Source organism: Limnobacter sp. UBA7229, assembly GCF_002473065.1.
Taxonomy (GTDB): Bacteria; Pseudomonadota; Gammaproteobacteria; order Burkholderiales; family Burkholderiaceae_B; genus Limnobacter; species Limnobacter profundi.
In genome coordinates this window covers 32,536-48,727 of the sequence record NZ_DKTN01000020.1, presented here as the reverse complement: position 1 = coordinate 48,727, position 16,192 = coordinate 32,536, and the positions used below count along the sequence as shown (strand labels likewise).

Genomic DNA, 16,192 nt, shown 5'->3' with positions numbered 1-16,192 from the left:
ACTGAGGGGTTTTTTGTTTGGTGGCGAATCAGGGATTCGAACCCCGGACCTGCGGATTATGATTCCGTCGCTCTAACCGGCTGAGCTAATTCGCCGAAGACCGAGAGTATAACTGAGCTTTCTTAAAAAAAGAAGAGCTTCTTCACTTCTTTGTCATGAAAGTTAAACCATGCGCTCCACGCGCCACATTTGATATTTCAAGGCTCCCAGGGCGCCAACTACAATGCTGCCCAAGGCCACGAATGAGGCCAATGACAGGGTGCTTACGCCGCTTAAACCCTGGCCCACGGTGCAGCCCAAGGCGAGTACACCGCCCACACCCATCATCACGGCACCCACAGTGTGGTTGGCAGTGTCTTCGACACCCTGGAATGTTTCCCAGCGAAATGATTTCTCCATCAAGGCGTTGGCAGTGGCTCCCAGAATGACGCCAAAGCAGGCCACAACGCCCACTGTGAGCACCCGTGTAACGTCCGAAAAAAACATCAACCATTCAAGTGTGTAGGCATAAGGTGCCACGAAGCTGAAGCCTTCAGCCCGGTTGGCATATGTGCCCAAATAGGCTGCTTCCAGCGTGTCTGGGTGTTCTGGAATGTAAGCCACCTGAAATACGACCCACCAGGCAGCCACGATAGTGAGACCCACGCCAGCACCGCCAACAATTACTTCTTTGTTCCAGGCTGATTTGCTACCCAATGCCATGATCAGCAGGATCACAGGCAGAGCGATAGCCAGAATGGGTATCAAACCAGCTGGCTCTTGGCTGAACAGATTGGCCAATAGCTCGGGCAAATAGGGGCTGCTGCTAAACTCAAAGCGAACCGGATCAAGGTGGTTGGCGCGAAACACGCCGAAGACGCCTTTGAGGGTCATGTACGCAGTGATTCCCATGATCACGAAAACCATCAAGGCTTTTAAGTTTCCGGCACCCAGGCGTATCAATGTTTTACTGCCGCAACCCGACGCCAATACCATGCCCGCGCCAAACAGCAGGCCACCGACAATACCTGACAGCCAAGACCATTGGCTGTTCAAAAAAATCGTGTCGTTGAGATTGGCGTGACCCGTGATGCTTAATCCCTGAAGGCCAAGTGTTGCAACGGCGATCGCCAGAAGCCACATCCGCATGCGATTCCAGTCACCAAAGTTTACAACGTCGGCAATTGCACCCATGGTGCAAAAGTGGGTGCGATGGGAAATGGCACCGAAGGCAAGGCCCACGGCAAAAGTGGCCCAAAGCACGATGCTTTGAATGCTGCTAAGGTTGATTTCTTCCATGAACCGGCACCTTTGTGTTGAAGTGCCGGTATTTTAACTGTGTATGCGCAAAAGCGCGCATAGTTGCTGCGATAACTTCCCGGGGATTATTTCAGCGCTTCGAGTCGGGCTTTCGCGCTGGCGGCCGCGGGGCTGCTGGGGTATTTGGCGATCAGCTCACCCAGGGTTTTCTTGGCGCCAGGAATGCTTTTTAACTCCAGTTGTGAACTGGCCATGCTGAGCAACGCGTCTGGTGCACGTGGGCTGTCCGGAAAATCTTTCGCCAGGTCGCGTTGTGTTACCAGCGCAGTTTTGTACTCGCCTTGTGCAAACTGGGTGCTGCCCAAAAAGTAGCGAACTTGTGGTTCAAGCTTGCTTTGTTTGTATTTGTTCAGGAAATCCTGAAATTGCAGGGCTGCGTCTTTGTAATTACCCGCCTTGAAATGATCAAGACCGGCTTGATAATCATTGAATTGTTCGGGCGGAACCGTGAGTTCCTCACCATCAAGTTGAACGGCTTTGGGCTCAAGTTTCTTGATGCGGTCGTCAAGGTTTGTATACAGGATGCGATTGTCTTCCTGTAGCTTGCGAATGTTGTTGTTGGCGACTTCGAGATCGCCACGCAAGCGGGCGATCTCTCGGTCTTTGTCACTCAGGGACTGGGCCAATGACAGCTGCCCCTGATTCGCGGCTTCCATTCGAGCAACCCGGTCTTCTAGCACCTTAACCTGCTGGCGCAAGTCCAGAATTGCCTTGCGTGCTTCCGTGTCATCAAATATCGCAAATGCGGAATTGGATGCAAAGGCGCAGAACAGGGCAGCTACCCAGGCTTGTTGCTTGAAGTTCAAAGTCATCTCGAATGGTTTCCTTGATTACTGATAAGCGATGTCAGAGCGACGGTTTTCAGCGTAAGCGGCTTCGTTGCTACCAGTTGCTTTTGGCTTTTCTTTGCCGAAGCTGACTGTTTCAATCTGACCTTCTTTTACGCCCAAAGCCAACATCAGCGTTTTCACTGCGTCGGCACGGCGCTGGCCCAAGGCCAGGTTGTATTCAGCGCCACCGCGTTCGTCGGTGTTGCCTTGAATAACAACTTTGCGGTTGGGGTTGGCAACCAGGTATTTGGCGTGGTTTTGAACCAGCTCACGGTACTCTGACTTGACAGTGTAGCTGTCGTAGTCGAAATAAACGCTGCGCTTGGCCAGCACGCCTTGAGGATCGTTCAGGGGATCGGCATCACCTGGGGTTACTGTGGGTACGGCGCGGCCGTCACCAGAACCAGGCGCTGTGCCGGTTTTTGATTCAACTGTAGGCTTGTCGTTCAAAGGAACGGCAGAGCTACAAGCGGCCAATACGGCCACCATTGCGGAAATCGCCAAGTACTTGACCATTGAGTGTTTCATTTTTTTTCTCCAGACCTAAAGAATGTTTAGTGTAAAACCAGTTAAAACAAATTCAAAATCAATCATTTATGAACGGGCCCCAGGTGGGTTCCGAAATGTCAGCGCCCGAACTGCTCAAGGTGTACTTGATTCGTCCGTCTTTTGACACCACGGCCAGGGTCCCTTTGCCGCCCGACTTGGTCGCATACAAAATGTAGCGGCCATTCGGTGCGAAGCTTGGGCTTTCGTCGCGCCCAGTATTTGTCAGAAGCATTTCTGTGCCACCTGCCAAATCCAGTGCGGCGATTCGAAATTGCCCGTCTCGACGAGTCACATAGGTCAATGTTTTGTCATCGGGACTAATTCGAGGCGAGATATTGTATCCACCTTCGAACGTTACGCGTGCCGCATCACCACCATTTGTGCTCATTCGATAAATTTGTGGACCACCTCCTCGGTCAGAAGTGAAATAGATGCTTCGACCGTCGTGACTGTACGCGGGTTCGGTGTTGATTCCACCGGTATTGGTCAGTCGGTTCAGGCCTGATCCATCGGCATTCATCGAGAAAATTTGCGATCCACCATCTTTGGTCAGTACCACTGCAAGTTGTTGGCCATTGGCTGACCAGGCAGGCGCACTGTTGCTGCCTTTGAAATTCGCCATTGCCTTGCGGCGACCTGTTGCAAGTGTGTGAACAAACACAACAGGTTTGCGCGTTTCGAAGGAAACATACGCAAGTTGCGTGCCGTCTGGCGACCAAGCTGGCGAAATAATGGGTTCTTTGGAGGCCAGCGCAACTTGTGGGTTGGCACCATCGGCATCCGCGATAATCAGGCGGTAGCGACCTGGGGCTTTTTCAACATAGGCCAGGCGCGTGGAAAACACACCTTTCTCGCCCAGCATTTTTTCGTACACAAAATCAGCAATTTTGTGGGCATGCAGGCGCAAGGCTGAGGGTGCAATCACATAGCTGAATTTGCCGAGTGACTTTTGCTGGGCTGTGTCGTGCAGGTTAAAGCGCAAGTCCAACCGCCCGTCAGGCAGCTTTTTCACCGAACCCACGATCAGGGCATCCACTCCAATTGATTTCCAGGCAGAGGGGTCGATCAGCGTGGATTCATTCAATTCAACATTGCTGGTGGTGTTGATGGCCCGAAAAAAACCACTTCGCACCAAGTCGTCTTCAATCACCTTTTTGATGTCTTCAGGCAAACCCTGGTTGCCCTGGAAAGGTGCTGCCGAGAATGCAATTTGATTGGTGCCCACCCCGGTGATGTCAATTTTCAGTTGTGCCTGCGCAGATATTGGTACTGCAGCAAACACAGCGACAGCCAGCAGGGCGCGCGCGGCTCGCTGCAGGCGAAGCCACAGCGTAGTTGTTGTTGGTAAATACATGGCTTGGTTGGCGTAGTTCATTGTTTCACTATGAATTAAACGTCTTTTGGACGGAATGAGAGGACAAGCACTGGTTCAACTGAACCGTCTTCGGCCCTGGGTAGCGGGCTGGAGCGCTGCAAGGCACGCTCCACAGCGCTGTCCCACGCTGGCAACCCACTGCTTTTTTTCTGTGTGATAGAGACAATCTCCCCATTGGGAAGTTGCTTGACCTCGAACACTGCTTCCGGGTTTCCGTCGACGGTGTCGGCCCCGGGAAACACCAGTTTACTGCGTACATATTGCCGAATTCGGTCACTGTACAGCGCTTTGTTTCGACTGGTGCCGGCAGAGGTGCTACCGGTATTGGGTGCTCCACCCATAATGCGCGCAAGCTCTTCCTGGCGAAGTTTCTTGGCCACTTCAGGGTCAATTTTGGGTTCTGGCTTCTTCGGCTCAGGCTTGGGTTCGGGTTTTTTCGGTTCTGGCTTGGGCTCCGGCTTTTTTGGTTCTGGCTTGGGCTCTGGCTTCTTCTTGGGCTCGGGTTTGGGCAATTCGATATCGGCTTTGGGTGGCTCCACTGGCTTGGGTGGTGGCGGTGTTTCAACCACAGGCTTTGGTGGCTCGGGTTCCGGCACTGGTTCGGGTTTGGGCTGTTGCACGGCAATTGGCTCATTGGCCGGCATTTCAGACCACAACACTGCTTCAAACGCAGCCGGTTCCTCTGTGTTCCAGTTCAACCCCACGACAAAAAACGCCACCAAAGTTAAATGCGCAAGCACGGACACGGTCAGCCCTGCCTTTTCGCCAGTGTGGTCCACCGGGGGGTCAAGGCGTGCCTCAAGCCCGCTTTCCTTGCTCATTTTGGAAAGCAATGCTTGGTGGGCTGGTGTGAATTCCCAGCCGTTGCGTGGTCGGGTTAAGTCTGCGCTCATTTGCTTTTCGGTTTCACCAGCAGGCCGACTTTCTGGATTTGTGCGTTTTGCAAAGCATCCATTGCGTCAACCACGGCCTGATACTGAATGGCTTTCTCGGCTGAAATGACCACAGGGCGATCGGGCTCGTCGGCCTGCAATTTTTTCACTTCAGCGGCCAGGTTTTCCAAAGTCACTTCGGTGGTTTTATTGGTTTTCATGTCCTTGACCAGCAAATTGCCCACCTGGCGTACAGTCACTTCGATGGGGCGCATTTGCTTGGGTGGATTGGTGTTGGCCATGGACGGCAAATCAATCACTGATGGAGTAATCATTGGGGCCGTGACCATGAAAATGATCAGCAACACCAACATCACGTCAATGTAGGGCACCACATTGATCTCGTTCATGGCGCGTCTGGATTTTCGTCCAAGTTCGGCTTTCATCGATTAAATTTCCTGTTGCTCATTGCTGGTGTCGTTGCTGCCATTCGTGCTGCCATTAGTGTTGGCGTTGCAGAATGTTCAAAAATTCTTCAACGAAAGATTCAAACTGGGTAGACAAGCGATCAATGTCATTGGCGTAGCGGTTGTAAGCCACCACTGCCGGAATGGCGGCGAACAGACCGATTGCGGTAGCAATCAGCGCTTCAGCAATGCCCGGTGCTACTGACGCCAGGGTGGCTTGTTGCACATTGGCCAAGCCCACGAAGGCATGCATGATGCCCCACACCGTGCCGAACAGGCCAATGTAGGGGCTGACGGAACCGGCCGATGCGAGAAAGGGGAGGTTGCGTTCCAGAATTTCATTCTCGCGCTGGAATGCGGCTTTCATGGCGCGGCGGGCACCGTCGATGATCAGGGAATAATCAGTTAAACCTTTTTTGTCGCGGGCGCGAAGAAACTCGCTCATGCCAGCCTCGAAAATACGTTCAAGCGGGCCTGCATCGTTGCGGCGCATGCCGGCGCGTTGAAACAGGGTATTCAGGTCTCCGCCCGACCAGAATTCTTCTTCAAATTTGTCGGCCTGTTGCTTGGTGCGCTTCAATACGGCCCATTTTTTGAAAATGGTGGCCCATGAAATGAGGGAAATCATGACCAGAATCAACATGACCAACTGGACAACCAGGCTGGCCTCTGCGATCAGGGAAATGAACGACATGTCGGTAGAGATATCCATTAACAATCCGCGGTAAGGAAAATGATTTGTTTCTTGTAACGCACTACGGCATCAATTGGTTGAGTTGTTGATACACAGCGGGGGGTATTGCGCTGGGTTTCAGGGTTTCCGTGTTGACACAGCCCACCTTGGTTTTGCCCTCGCACAGCACCTCGCCGTTGCGCGTTACGATTTGCTTGAAGACTGCGGAAACTCGCTTAAGTTCAGTGAGTTCCACTGATATTTCAAGTACATCCTCAAGTTTAGCAGAGCGAAGGTAGTTCAATTCTGTTCGGCTGACAACGAACACCAAATGATGGTCATTCATCAGCGATTTCATGCCGATACTTTGCTGCAGGAACCATTCACTTCGTGCACGTTCCATGAATTTGAGGTAATTGCCGTAATAAACGATGCCCCCGGCATCGGTGTCTTCAAAATAAACGCGCAGAGAGTACTTGAATGTCATGAAATGGCCCGTCTCTAGTATGCTTACAATATTGTAAGCAGGAGTAGGGCTTTCCTTTGGGGTTGTGGGATCCTGCCACTATTAAATTAATTAAATATTCACATTCAAATAACAACGAGAAGCGGAGACCACTGACATGGCGAGAAATATCCCATTGCTGGATGCATCCTGGCTGTACGTCGAATCAAAAGAAGCGCCCATGCATGTAGGCAGCATGGCAATTTTCACTGTGCCAGAGGGCGAAACCACTCAACAAGCCGTCGGCCGGATCGTTCAGTTGCTGCGAAACTCCGTGGAGTTTGCACCGCCTTTCAATTACCGTTTGTCCAGTCCCCGCTTGTTGACCTTGATGCCCAAATGGATTGAGGCTGACAAAATTGATCTGGATTATCACTTCCGTCACAGCGCTTTGCCGGCACCTGGCGGTGAACGCGAATTGGGTACACTGATTTCCCGTCTGCATTCTCACCCGCTGGATTTTCGAAAACCACTGTGGGAAATGCACCTGATTGAAGGCCTTTACGGCAATCGTTTCGCCTTGTACACCAAAATGCACCATTCGCTGATGGACGGTGTGGGTGGTATGCGTTTGATGGAGCGCATTTTTGGCAAGTCTGCAAAAGAAAGTATGTCGCTGCCTGCCCCTTGGTCTGTTGGCACCATTAGCCGAAAGAAAAAGAACACTGAACCCCAGCACTTCGCGGACCAGGCTCGGGAAGCCTGGGAGGCTGCAAAGCTCAGTGGGCAATCCTTGCCCGCCGCGGGTCGTGCACTCATGGATTTGATGCGAGAAGCGGTCAAACCCACAGATCCGGCTTTGGCCACACCGTTTTCAGGTCCGAAATCAATTGTGAACAAGCGCGTGGGTGGAGCCCGCCGACTGGCCACTCAAACATATCCGCTAGAGCGTATTCGCGCCGTGGCCGAGGCGGCCAAGGTGAGTGTGAACGATATTTTTCTGGCGATTTGTTCGAGTTCCATTCGTCGCTATTTGCTGGAACGTGATGCCTTGCCGTCCGAGTCGTTGACAGCCGGTTTGCCAGTGTCCGTGCGCCCGGCCGACGACCTGGATGGCGGCAATGCGATCAGCTTTATCATCGCCAACCTGTACACAACCGAAGCCGATCCTCTGACGCGTTTGAAAGAAATTCGACGTTCGACGCAGTTGGCCAAAGCCAATTTGCAGGCCATGCCCAAAGAGGCGATCAACAACTACACCATTATGTTGATGGCGCCAATGATGTTGCAATTGGTGTCAGGCTTAGGTGGCTTGACGCGTCCAATTTTCAACACAGTGATATCGAACGTCCCTGGCCCATCACGTGATTTGTATTTCTCGGGTTGCCGCTTGGAGCAGTTCTACCCAATCTCCCTGATTCCGCATGGGCAGGCTTTGAATATCACGGTGGTGAGTTATTCAGGCCAGTTCAATGTGGCGTTTACTGGCGATCACGATGCCTTGCCTTCCATGCAGCGTTTGTCGGTGTACACCGGCGAGGCACTGGAAGAGCTTGAAGCCGCGTTGGGCGTGACGTGGGAAAGCAAGAGGGTTGAGCCGATTGTTTCTAGCAAGGCAACCACTGAAAAGCGACCTGTAGCGGCGAAGAAGCCGGCGGTGCGAAAGCCAGCCACGGCGAAAGTGGGTGCAAGTAAGCCGGTGAAAGCGGCTGAGGATTGATTGGGACTTCGCTGCTGAGTTGGCGAAGGAAATCTGCAGCCCAGGGCCTACAGCAAATCGCCTTGCTGCGAATTTGCTGCATGCGTGCCCGCCAAACTGGCTGGTGCAGTCAAACCAAAGTGTGCGTAAGTATTCAAGGTTGCAATGCGGCCACGAGGCGTGCGTTGAATGTAGCCTTGCTGAATCAGATAGGGTTCAATCACGTCCTCGATCGTGTCTTTTTCCTCACCAATTGCAGCGGCCACACTTTCGAGCCCCACTGGCCCGCCACCAAATTTGTGGATGATGGTTTCCAGTAATCGGCGATCCATCGGATCCAGGCCCACTTTGTCCACGTCTAGCATGCTTAGGGCAGCATCGGCCACAGCAGCAGTAATCACGCCATCGGCTTTCACCTGCGCATAATCGCGAACTCGGCGCAGCAAGCGGTTAGCGATGCGTGGAGTGCCGCGTGAGCGGCGTGCAATTTCGAGGCAGCCTGAGGCCTCTGCCGGGGTGTCCAGCAAATTGGCTGAACGAGCCACAATGCGCGAAAGCTCTTCGGGGGTGTAAAACTCAAGCCGGGACACAATGCCAAACCGGTCGCGCAGCGGGTTGGTCAACATGCCGGCACGGGTGGTGGCACCCACCAGCGTGAATGGCTGCAAATCGAGTTTCACGCTTCGAGCCGCTGGCCCTTCGCCGATCATGATGTCGATTTGATAGTCTTCAAGCGCGGGATACAAAATTTCTTCCACCACAGGCGACAATCTGTGAATTTCATCGATGAACAACACATCGTTGGCTTCAAGGTTGGTCAGCAATGCCGCCAAGTCGCCTGGGCGTTCAAGCACCGGGCCTGAAGTTTGGCGCAGGTTTACACCCATCTCACGGGCCAGAATATGGGCCAGTGTGGTTTTGCCCAAGCCAGGTGGGCCAAATAGCAGCACGTGGTCAAGTGCTTCTTTGCGCGCGCGCGCTGCTGCGATAAAGATATCGAGTTGATCGCGAATTTTTTGTTGCCCCACATATTCGTCCAAATGCTTGGGGCGCAATGCGCGCTCAAAGGCTTCTTCGGCGGGAGTGGTTTTGCTTGGGCTGATGAGGCGATCGGGTTCAATCATCGTGGATTATCTCGGTTAGCCTTTTGACAAATTGCGTAGTGCCAGCTTCAAGCCATCAGTGACACTGGTGCCCTCGGGCAGACCCTTGCAGGCCAGCGCGGCTTCTTTGTCAGAATAACCCAGTGCGCACAGGGCTTGAACAATTTCGCTTTGATTTCCAATTGGCAGTGGCATGCCTTCTGCAATATTGGCGGTGCCGCCCAGTGCCACAATTTGTCCTTTCAGTTCCAATAACAGACGTTCAGCTGTTTTCTTGCCAATGCCGGGAATTTTCACCAGGCGCGCTGTTTCCTGGCTTTGTACGGCCAGCAGAAAGTCGTGGGTGGAAATAGAGGACAAAATGGCCAAGGCAGTTCGCGGACCAATGCCTGACACCTTGATCAAGGTTTTGAACAGGTTTTTTTCCGCAATGTTTTGAAAGCCGTACAGGGTGTGCGCGTCTTCGCGAACAACCAGATGAGTAAGCAAGGTGCAAATGCCATTAATTTCCGGCAAGTTGAACAACGTGCTCATGGGCACCTGCAGTTCATAGCCAACACCTTGAACATCGACCAGAACCCAGGGTGCATTTTTTTCGAGCAAAGTGCCTTTCAGGCGACCAATCATTGCAGTTTCTCCACACTGTTCATAATCACAGTAAACTGAATTTGATTATACGCCAAGCGAATTCATTTCCAGCTGGTGCGGCCCTTTCGGGTGCGTGTTTTGAAAATACTGGCAGGCAGGTCTTTGGCAGCCAGTGCACCCAACAGTTTGCTGCTTTGTGCGTGGGTTAAGGCCGCGGCCAAGGCATCGGCCGCATCGGCTGAAGGGTGGGCTGGCAGCTTGAGCAAACGTTTCACCATTTCCTGCACCTGTTCTTTGTTGGCTTTGCCGTGCCCAACAATTGCTTGCTTGATTTGCAATGCGGTGTATTCAGTTACTGCGAGCCCACTGTGGGTGAGTGCGGTGAGCACCGCACCACGTGCTTGACCAAGCAGCAGTGTTGATTGCGGGTTCACGTTCACAAACACTTTTTCAACCACGGCCACTTGGGGTTTGTACAGATCGGCCAGTTCGCAAAGCCCAGTGAACAGGGTGTGTAAACGGTCGGGCAGGGAAGCGTCGGAATTGGAGCGGATCACACCACTGGCCACGTAAATCTGTTGGCTTTCAATGATATCGACCACGCCGTAACCGGTGATGCGCAGGCCCGGGTCTATGCCAAGTATGCGCATCACAGCTGAGGGTGTGTGGTGTTGAAATTAATGGCGGAAGTGGCGCACACCGGTCAGCACCATCACAATGTTGCGTTCATCGGCCGCTGCAATCACTTCCTCGTCGCGCATGGAACCACCGGGCTGAATTACGCAGCTTGCGCCTGCATCGACCACCACATCCAGACCATCGCGGAAGGGGAAGAATGCATCGGATGCAACAGCGCTATCGGCCAAAGTAAGGCCTGCGTTTTGTGCCTTGATGGATGCAATGCGTGCAGAATCCACACGGCTCATTTGGCCAGCACCCACACCCATGGTCATGCCGTCCTTGCAGAACACAATCGCATTGCTTTTCACAAATTTCGCACAGCGCCAGGCGAACATCAAATCAGCCCATTGCTGCTCGGTAGGCTGGCGTTTGCTGACCACTTTGATTTCACTTTGCTGCACATTGCGTTCATCGGGGCTTTGCACCAGCAAGCCACCACCCACGCGTTTGTAATCAAACTTGTGCATGCCTGTCTCTACTGGAATTTCCAGCAGGCGAACGTTTTGTTTGGCGAAAAATACCGTGCGTGCGGCTTCATCAAACGAAGGTGCGATGACCACTTCGACAAACTGTTTTGCCACGGCCTGTGCGGTGGCTTCATCGACTGGGCGGTTAAAGGCAATGATGCCGCCAAATGCGGAAGTGGGGTCTGTTTTGAAAGCCTTGTGATAGGCATTCAATGTGCCTTCTGCGACAGCCACGCCACATGGGTTGGCGTGTTTGATGATGACACAGGCTGGTGCATCAAATGTTTTTACGCATTCCCAGGCTGCATCGGAATCGGCAATGTTGTTGAAGCTTAATTCTTTGCCTTGCAATTGGCGGTAGTTGGCCAGTAGACCCACGGGCGCCTTCGCCTCGCGGTAGAAAGCAGCACTTTGATGTGGGTTTTCGCCGTAGCGCATGTCTTGCACTTTGTGGAATTGCATGGAAAGCACTTCCGGGTATTCAATGCGAGCGGGTGTGTCTTCCAGTGCACCTTCAGTGCCTGTGAGGCTGGTCAGAAAGGCAGCAATTGCGCCGTCATAGCGCGCAGTGTGGGCGTAAGCTTTCGCTGCCAAACCACTGCGTGTTTTCAGTGTGGTTGAACCGTCATTGCTTTTGATTTCATCGATGACTTTGCCGTAATCGGCGGGGTCAACAATGATAGTGACGCCTGTGTAGTTTTTTGCAGAAGCGCGCACCATGGCTGGGCCGCCAATGTCGATATTCTCAATTGCATCTTCCAGCTTCACATTGTCGCCGGCAGTCGCCTTGTCGAAGGGATACAGATTCACTGCCACCAAATCGATTGCGCCAATACCATGTTCTTCCATGGCATCCAGGTGGCTTTGCAAATCGCGGCGCGCAAGAATGCCACCGTGAATTTTGGGGTGCAGAGTTTTTACGCGACCATCCATAATTTCAGGAAAGCCGGTGTGGCTGCTTACTTCTTTCACGACCAGGCCTTTCTCAGCCAGCAGTTTGGCAGTTCCGCCTGTGGACAATATTTCCACACCGCGATCGGCCAACGCTTTGGCCAACTCAAGAATGCCGGTTTTGTCGGACACGCTCAGCAGCGCGCGTTTGATGGTTGGATTTGATGTCATGGTTTCAGAGGCCGGTTTTGAGGCGGCCGGTAAAAATTAAAAATCAGATGAGGCCGTGTTGCTGCAGTTTTTTGCGCAGTGTGTTGCGGTTGATGCCCAGCATTTGGCTTGCAATGGTTTGGTTCATGTTGGCTTTTTCCATGACCACTTCGAGCATGGGTCGCTCCACGGCAGACAGCACCATGTCGTAAACCGACTTGGCGCATTCACCTTCAAGATCGTCAAAGAACTTGTCCAGGTTATTGCGTATGCACTCTGAAATGGTGATAGGACTTAGATCACTGTCATTGGGTTTCATGCTGCCAATCTTCTTTTTGGTGTTGGTTGGAGTGAATCGTTTGCAGCGGCGAAGTACTGCTGGCCGCTTGATAACCAGTTCAGAAAAAATTCATCAACAATGCGCAATTGTTCGCAGGTGGTTTGCGCCAACATGAGTTGGTCGACCACAGTGTTGTTTTTTCCGGCTGGGCCGCAAAGATACCATTGCAAATGCTTTCGGGCGGTGAGCATGCCCGTTTTCTCTCCATAAAATTCATGGTGATCACGCAAGTGATGCATCATGACATCATGGGCTTCTTCGAGGGTGGGTGGATCAATGTGTTCACCCGTTTTCAGGTAATGCAGTACTTCTCTAAAAATCCAGGGGTTGCCTTGGGCAGCCCGGCCTATCATCAGACCGTCTGCGCCAGTGTAATCCAGTACGTATCTTGCCTTCTCAGGGCTGGTGATGTCGCCATTGGCTATGACCGGAATATTGACTGCCTGTTTCACGGCCTTGATGGTGTCGTACTCGGCGTCACCTGCGTATCCGCAGGCACGCGTGCGGCCATGAAGGGTTAAAAGCGATACGCCAATCGATTCAGCCATTTGCGCAATGTGAATTGCATTCTTGTGTTCGGGTGACCAGCCCGTGCGGTACTTCAAAGTAAGTGGCACGCCGCGTTGTTCACATTCAGCATGCACAGCTTTTAAAATCTGCTCGACCAGACTTTCGTTTTGCAACAATGCAGAACCTGCCGCAACCGCACACACTTTTTTTGCGGGACAGCCCATGTTGATGTCGATGATTTGTGCGCCGCGTTCAATGTTGTAGGCAGCGGCGTGCGCCATCATTTCCGGGTCGGCTCCCGCAATTTGTACTGCGATGGGTTTGGTTTCGCCGTAGTGGTTCAATCTGCGCGTGCTTTTGTCAGTTTTCCACAAAGCGGGGTTGCTTGCCGCCATTTCCGACACAGCATGTCCCGCGCCCAGTTTTTTGCACAACTGGCGGAAGGGGCGATCTGTCACGCCGGCCATTGGGGCCAAGAACAGATTATTTGGAAGTGTTAAATGAGCAATGCGCACGTTGCACAAAATTTAAGCAAATTTCGAGCAGCCCATTGTAACGGGCAGGGCGATTTTATTCGACCCTAAAACTGGAAAAAAACGGAAATTTTTTACTTGACTTCTGTTTGTCAAAGTGGGCCGCAAGGCCTTGCCTGTGCTCGCAGGCAGGGGACCTGTTTACGTACCGTGTGGCTTAGCCTGCAGTCTGAATCAATTCGATTTTGTAGCCATCGGGATCTGTTACAAATGCGATTATGGTGCTGCCGCCTTTCACTGGACCAGCGGGGCGAGTGACATTGCCACCGGCTGCCAAAATGCGATCGCATTGTGTATAAGCATCTTCTACTGCGATTGCAATGTGTCCGTATGCCGTGCCCAGATCGTAGCTGTCAACGCCGTGGTTGTAGGTCAGTTCAAGCACAGCGCCTTCCTGCTCACTGCCATATCCGACAAAGGCCAGTGAGTAACCTTGATCTGCACGCTCAGTGGTTCGAATCACTTTCATGCCCATGACCTTGGTGTAAAAATCGATGGACCGTTGAAGGTCGCCAACGCGCAGCATGGTGTGAAGAATTCTCATAGTACAGGTACCTCGGCAGGATTCATTTTTGACAGGGTTTTGTGCGGCGTTTGGTAATCGGGCATCAGGCTTTCAACCACGGCCCAAAAGCGCGCACTGTGATTCATTTCAACAAGGTGTGCCAACTCGTGTGCAATCACGTACTCAATCAGTTGCGGCGGGTAGTGAACCAAGCGCCAGTTCAGGCGAACCTCGCGCTGGCTGTTGCAGCTGCCCCAACGTGAAATTGGGCTACTCAAGTGAATCGAAAAGTTAGGCAAACGCTGCGCTGCGGGCTGTCGCTCAAGCAACTTGCTGGCCATGTGTGTAAACACTTCCTTGGCGTGGGCCTTCAATACTTTTTCAATGGCCTTGTTGCGTTGCGCAGAACTTTCACAGACTGGTAAAGCAATGCTTTTTGTCCAAGGGTTCAACAGTGCCTTGCTTCGCGGTGGCAGGGTTTCCAGATGGTAGGGTTCGCCTCGAACTGGAATGGGTTTGCCATCATCGAGCAGGCTGGAAAGGGAAATCGTTTGTCGGCTGCGTGTTTCCCATTGTTTCAGGCGCTGCTCAATCCATGACGATTTGCCCGCAATAATCGAGTTCAGTTCGGTGATTGAAAGGCGCAAGGGTGCAGAAATTTGCAAACCTTGATCGCCAATCAAAAACCCGACTGACCGGCGTTTGCTCCGCTTTAGGATATAGCTGCACAGCCCCCACGGCAGTTCAATGCTGCGAACTTCAGTGGGGTGAGGTGCTGCCGTAAGTTGCATGGATTAGCTGTCGCCTTTGCCCACCAAAGGGGTTTCGGCGCTGGTGTAGCGGTGCGGGCTGATCTTGTGCATTTCACCCTCAATCCAGTCTTCAACCACTTTCATCAGGCTTTCTGCATCATGGCCCTCGGGGGATATGGGTGGACCAAAACGCAAGGTGACTGTTCCTGCTTTTTTGAAAAATCCCTTGCGTTTCCAGTATTCACCCGCATCGTGAGCCACGGGCACCACCGGTGTGCCGGTGGCAACCGCCAGCCTGGTGCCGCCAGTTTTGTAGCGGCGCTTGTAGCCCACAGGCACGCGGGTACCCTCGGGGAAAAACATCATCCAGGCGCCTTCTTTCATGCGCTTGCCGGCCATGGTTTTTACCTGTTCGAATGCTTCAACACCATTTTTTCGGTCGATTGGGACCATGCGCAGCACCCACAACGCCCAGCCGAAGAATGGCACATATTGCAATTCTTTTTTGTACACCAGGCAGAGCTGGCGCGGTAACAGGTTTGCGGGAATACCAAATGTTTCCCAAGCTGACTGGTGCTTGGCCAGGATGATGGCGCCTGTGTTGGGCAGGTGCTCCATGCCTTCAATGTTGTACTGGATATTGCACAACAATCGCAACATTTTGATGTTCAGTGCATTCCACCAGCAGGCAAACACATACCTGTTGCGGATGGAAATGAAGGGGGAGACCAAGAGCAACAGCGTTGCGTGAATGGGTGTGTACACCACCACGTAGACAAAAAACAGGATAGAACCAATGAAGGATCTCACCACGGGCCTCCGAACGAGTTTTAGTTGTTATCGATTGTTTGCGAAAGGGTCGTCGGGTACCAAATGTTCGGCGACTGCAGTCAGATTGTCGAACACCAAAGTACCTTTGGGCAATTCGTCTTTGCTTTTTTCCAGTGTTTTTTTGCCTTTGCCGGTTTTAACCAGGAATGTGTTGCAACCCATGCTTGCACCTGCTTGCAGGTCCCTGAGTGAGTCGCCCACGCAGGGCACACCCTCAAGGTTAAAGCCGGTGCGTGCCTGAATTTCCTGGAACAGACCTGGTTTGGGTTTGCGACAATTGCATTTGTCGTCCGGCCCGTGGGGGCAAAAGAAAATTCCTTCAATGTGCCCGCCAGCAACGCCAGCCAGTTCATGCATTTTTTTGTGCATGGCTGAAAGCGTTTCAAGATCAAACATGCCGCGCGATATTCCACTTTGATTGGTGGCGACGACCACGCGAAATCCGCCACGGTTCAAGCGAGCAATCGCTTCCATGCTGCCGGGAATGGGAATCCATTCATCCACGGACTTGATGTACTCGTCCGAGTCTTCATTGATGACGCCATCCCGATCCAGCACGATAAGTTTCATGA

19 protein-coding genes and 1 tRNA gene are annotated in these 16,192 nt (G+C 52.6%); 1 reads left to right on the top strand and 19 read right to left on the bottom strand.

What is annotated here, in order from left to right:
- Positions 1–18 precede the first annotated feature (18 nt).
- The 9 genes from B4C79_RS11060 to ybgC form a co-directional block, all read right to left on the bottom strand.
- Positions 19–95, bottom strand: a tRNA-Met gene (locus B4C79_RS11060).
- A 67-nt stretch (positions 96–162) separates the two neighbouring features.
- A complete protein-coding gene (locus B4C79_RS11055; protein WP_291739670.1) occupies positions 163–1,278 on the bottom strand; it encodes a YeeE/YedE family protein in 1,116 nt (371 codons plus the stop codon).
- A gap of 86 nt (positions 1,279–1,364) precedes the next feature.
- Positions 1,365–2,111 (bottom strand): tol-pal system protein YbgF, encoded by a 747-nt coding sequence (ybgF, locus tag B4C79_RS11050; protein ID WP_171100266.1) that lies wholly within the window; start codon positions 2,109–2,111, stop codon positions 1,365–1,367.
- 18 nt (positions 2,112–2,129) lie between these two features.
- Positions 2,130–2,657: a peptidoglycan-associated lipoprotein Pal gene (gene pal, locus B4C79_RS11045; RefSeq protein WP_105027076.1), complete on the bottom strand. Its 528-nt coding sequence runs from the start codon at positions 2,655–2,657 to the stop codon at positions 2,130–2,132.
- 58 nt (positions 2,658–2,715) lie between these two features.
- The gene (gene tolB, locus B4C79_RS11040) at positions 2,716–4,053 is read right to left on the bottom strand and encodes a Tol-Pal system beta propeller repeat protein TolB (protein ID WP_291739673.1); all 1,338 of its coding nucleotides are present in this window, start codon (positions 4,051–4,053) and stop codon (positions 2,716–2,718) included.
- Positions 4,054–4,067: 14 nt separating this feature from the next.
- Positions 4,068–4,946 carry an energy transducer TonB gene (locus tag B4C79_RS11035; RefSeq protein ID WP_291739675.1) on the bottom strand — a complete coding sequence of 293 codons (879 nt, stop codon included), beginning with the start codon at positions 4,944–4,946 and terminating at the stop codon, positions 4,068–4,070.
- A complete protein-coding gene (gene tolR, locus B4C79_RS11030; RefSeq protein ID WP_171100262.1) occupies positions 4,943–5,371 on the bottom strand; it encodes a protein TolR in 429 nt (142 codons plus the stop codon). Before tolR ends, B4C79_RS11035 begins: the two co-directional genes overlap by 4 nt.
- A 55-nt stretch (positions 5,372–5,426) precedes the next feature.
- Entirely contained in the window at positions 5,427–6,104 is a 678-nt protein-coding gene (gene tolQ / locus B4C79_RS11025; protein ID WP_040513351.1) for a protein TolQ, read from the bottom strand.
- Positions 6,105–6,147: 43 nt separating this feature from the next.
- The gene (gene ybgC / locus B4C79_RS11020) at positions 6,148–6,552 is read right to left on the bottom strand and encodes a tol-pal system-associated acyl-CoA thioesterase (RefSeq protein WP_105027074.1); all 405 of its coding nucleotides are present in this window, start codon (positions 6,550–6,552) and stop codon (positions 6,148–6,150) included.
- 136 nt (positions 6,553–6,688) lie between these two features.
- On the opposite strand from ybgC, the gene B4C79_RS11015 reads away from it, so the two are divergent.
- Positions 6,689–8,230 carry a WS/DGAT/MGAT family O-acyltransferase gene (locus B4C79_RS11015; RefSeq protein ID WP_291739680.1) on the top strand — a complete coding sequence of 514 codons (1,542 nt, stop codon included), beginning with the start codon at positions 6,689–6,691 and terminating at the stop codon, positions 8,228–8,230.
- A 47-nt stretch (positions 8,231–8,277) separates the two neighbouring features.
- Here B4C79_RS11015 and ruvB read toward each other — a convergent pair whose 3' ends face one another.
- The 10 genes from ruvB to gmhB form a co-directional block, all read right to left on the bottom strand.
- Positions 8,278–9,333 carry a Holliday junction branch migration DNA helicase RuvB gene (ruvB, locus tag B4C79_RS11010; protein ID WP_105027072.1) on the bottom strand — a complete coding sequence of 352 codons (1,056 nt, stop codon included), beginning with the start codon at positions 9,331–9,333 and terminating at the stop codon, positions 8,278–8,280.
- A gap of 15 nt (positions 9,334–9,348) precedes the next feature.
- Positions 9,349–9,939: a Holliday junction branch migration protein RuvA gene (ruvA, locus tag B4C79_RS11005; protein ID WP_105027071.1), complete on the bottom strand. Its 591-nt coding sequence runs from the start codon at positions 9,937–9,939 to the stop codon at positions 9,349–9,351.
- A 62-nt stretch (positions 9,940–10,001) separates the two neighbouring features.
- Complete coding sequence (gene ruvC, locus B4C79_RS11000) at positions 10,002–10,550, bottom strand: crossover junction endodeoxyribonuclease RuvC (RefSeq protein WP_105027070.1); 549 nt, start codon at positions 10,548–10,550, stop codon at positions 10,002–10,004.
- A 27-nt stretch (positions 10,551–10,577) separates the two neighbouring features.
- Positions 10,578–12,170 carry a bifunctional phosphoribosylaminoimidazolecarboxamide formyltransferase/IMP cyclohydrolase gene (purH, locus tag B4C79_RS10995; protein ID WP_171100255.1) on the bottom strand — a complete coding sequence of 531 codons (1,593 nt, stop codon included), beginning with the start codon at positions 12,168–12,170 and terminating at the stop codon, positions 10,578–10,580.
- Positions 12,171–12,213: 43 nt separating this feature from the next.
- Positions 12,214–12,468 (bottom strand): Fis family transcriptional regulator, encoded by a 255-nt coding sequence (locus B4C79_RS10990; protein ID WP_105027068.1) that lies wholly within the window; start codon positions 12,466–12,468, stop codon positions 12,214–12,216.
- Positions 12,465–13,514, bottom strand: a complete 1,050-nt coding sequence (dusB, locus tag B4C79_RS10985; protein WP_291752293.1) for a tRNA dihydrouridine synthase DusB — start codon at positions 13,512–13,514, stop codon at positions 12,465–12,467. Before dusB ends, B4C79_RS10990 begins: the two co-directional genes overlap by 4 nt.
- A 175-nt stretch (positions 13,515–13,689) precedes the next feature.
- Positions 13,690–14,076, bottom strand: coding sequence for a lactoylglutathione lyase (gene gloA / locus B4C79_RS10980; RefSeq protein WP_291739526.1), 387 nt, complete (start codon positions 14,074–14,076; stop codon positions 13,690–13,692).
- Positions 14,073–14,828 (bottom strand): M48 family metallopeptidase, encoded by a 756-nt coding sequence (locus B4C79_RS10975; RefSeq protein WP_291739527.1) that lies wholly within the window; start codon positions 14,826–14,828, stop codon positions 14,073–14,075. The genes gloA and B4C79_RS10975 overlap by 4 nt, the downstream gene beginning before the upstream one ends.
- Positions 14,829–14,831: 3 nt before the next feature.
- A complete protein-coding gene (locus tag B4C79_RS10970) occupies positions 14,832–15,599 on the bottom strand; it encodes a lysophospholipid acyltransferase family protein (RefSeq protein WP_040513369.1) in 768 nt (255 codons plus the stop codon).
- 27 nt (positions 15,600–15,626) lie between these two features.
- Complete coding sequence (gene gmhB, locus B4C79_RS10965) at positions 15,627–16,190, bottom strand: D-glycero-beta-D-manno-heptose 1,7-bisphosphate 7-phosphatase (RefSeq protein ID WP_008251555.1); 564 nt, start codon at positions 16,188–16,190, stop codon at positions 15,627–15,629.
- Positions 16,191–16,192 lie beyond the last annotated feature (2 nt).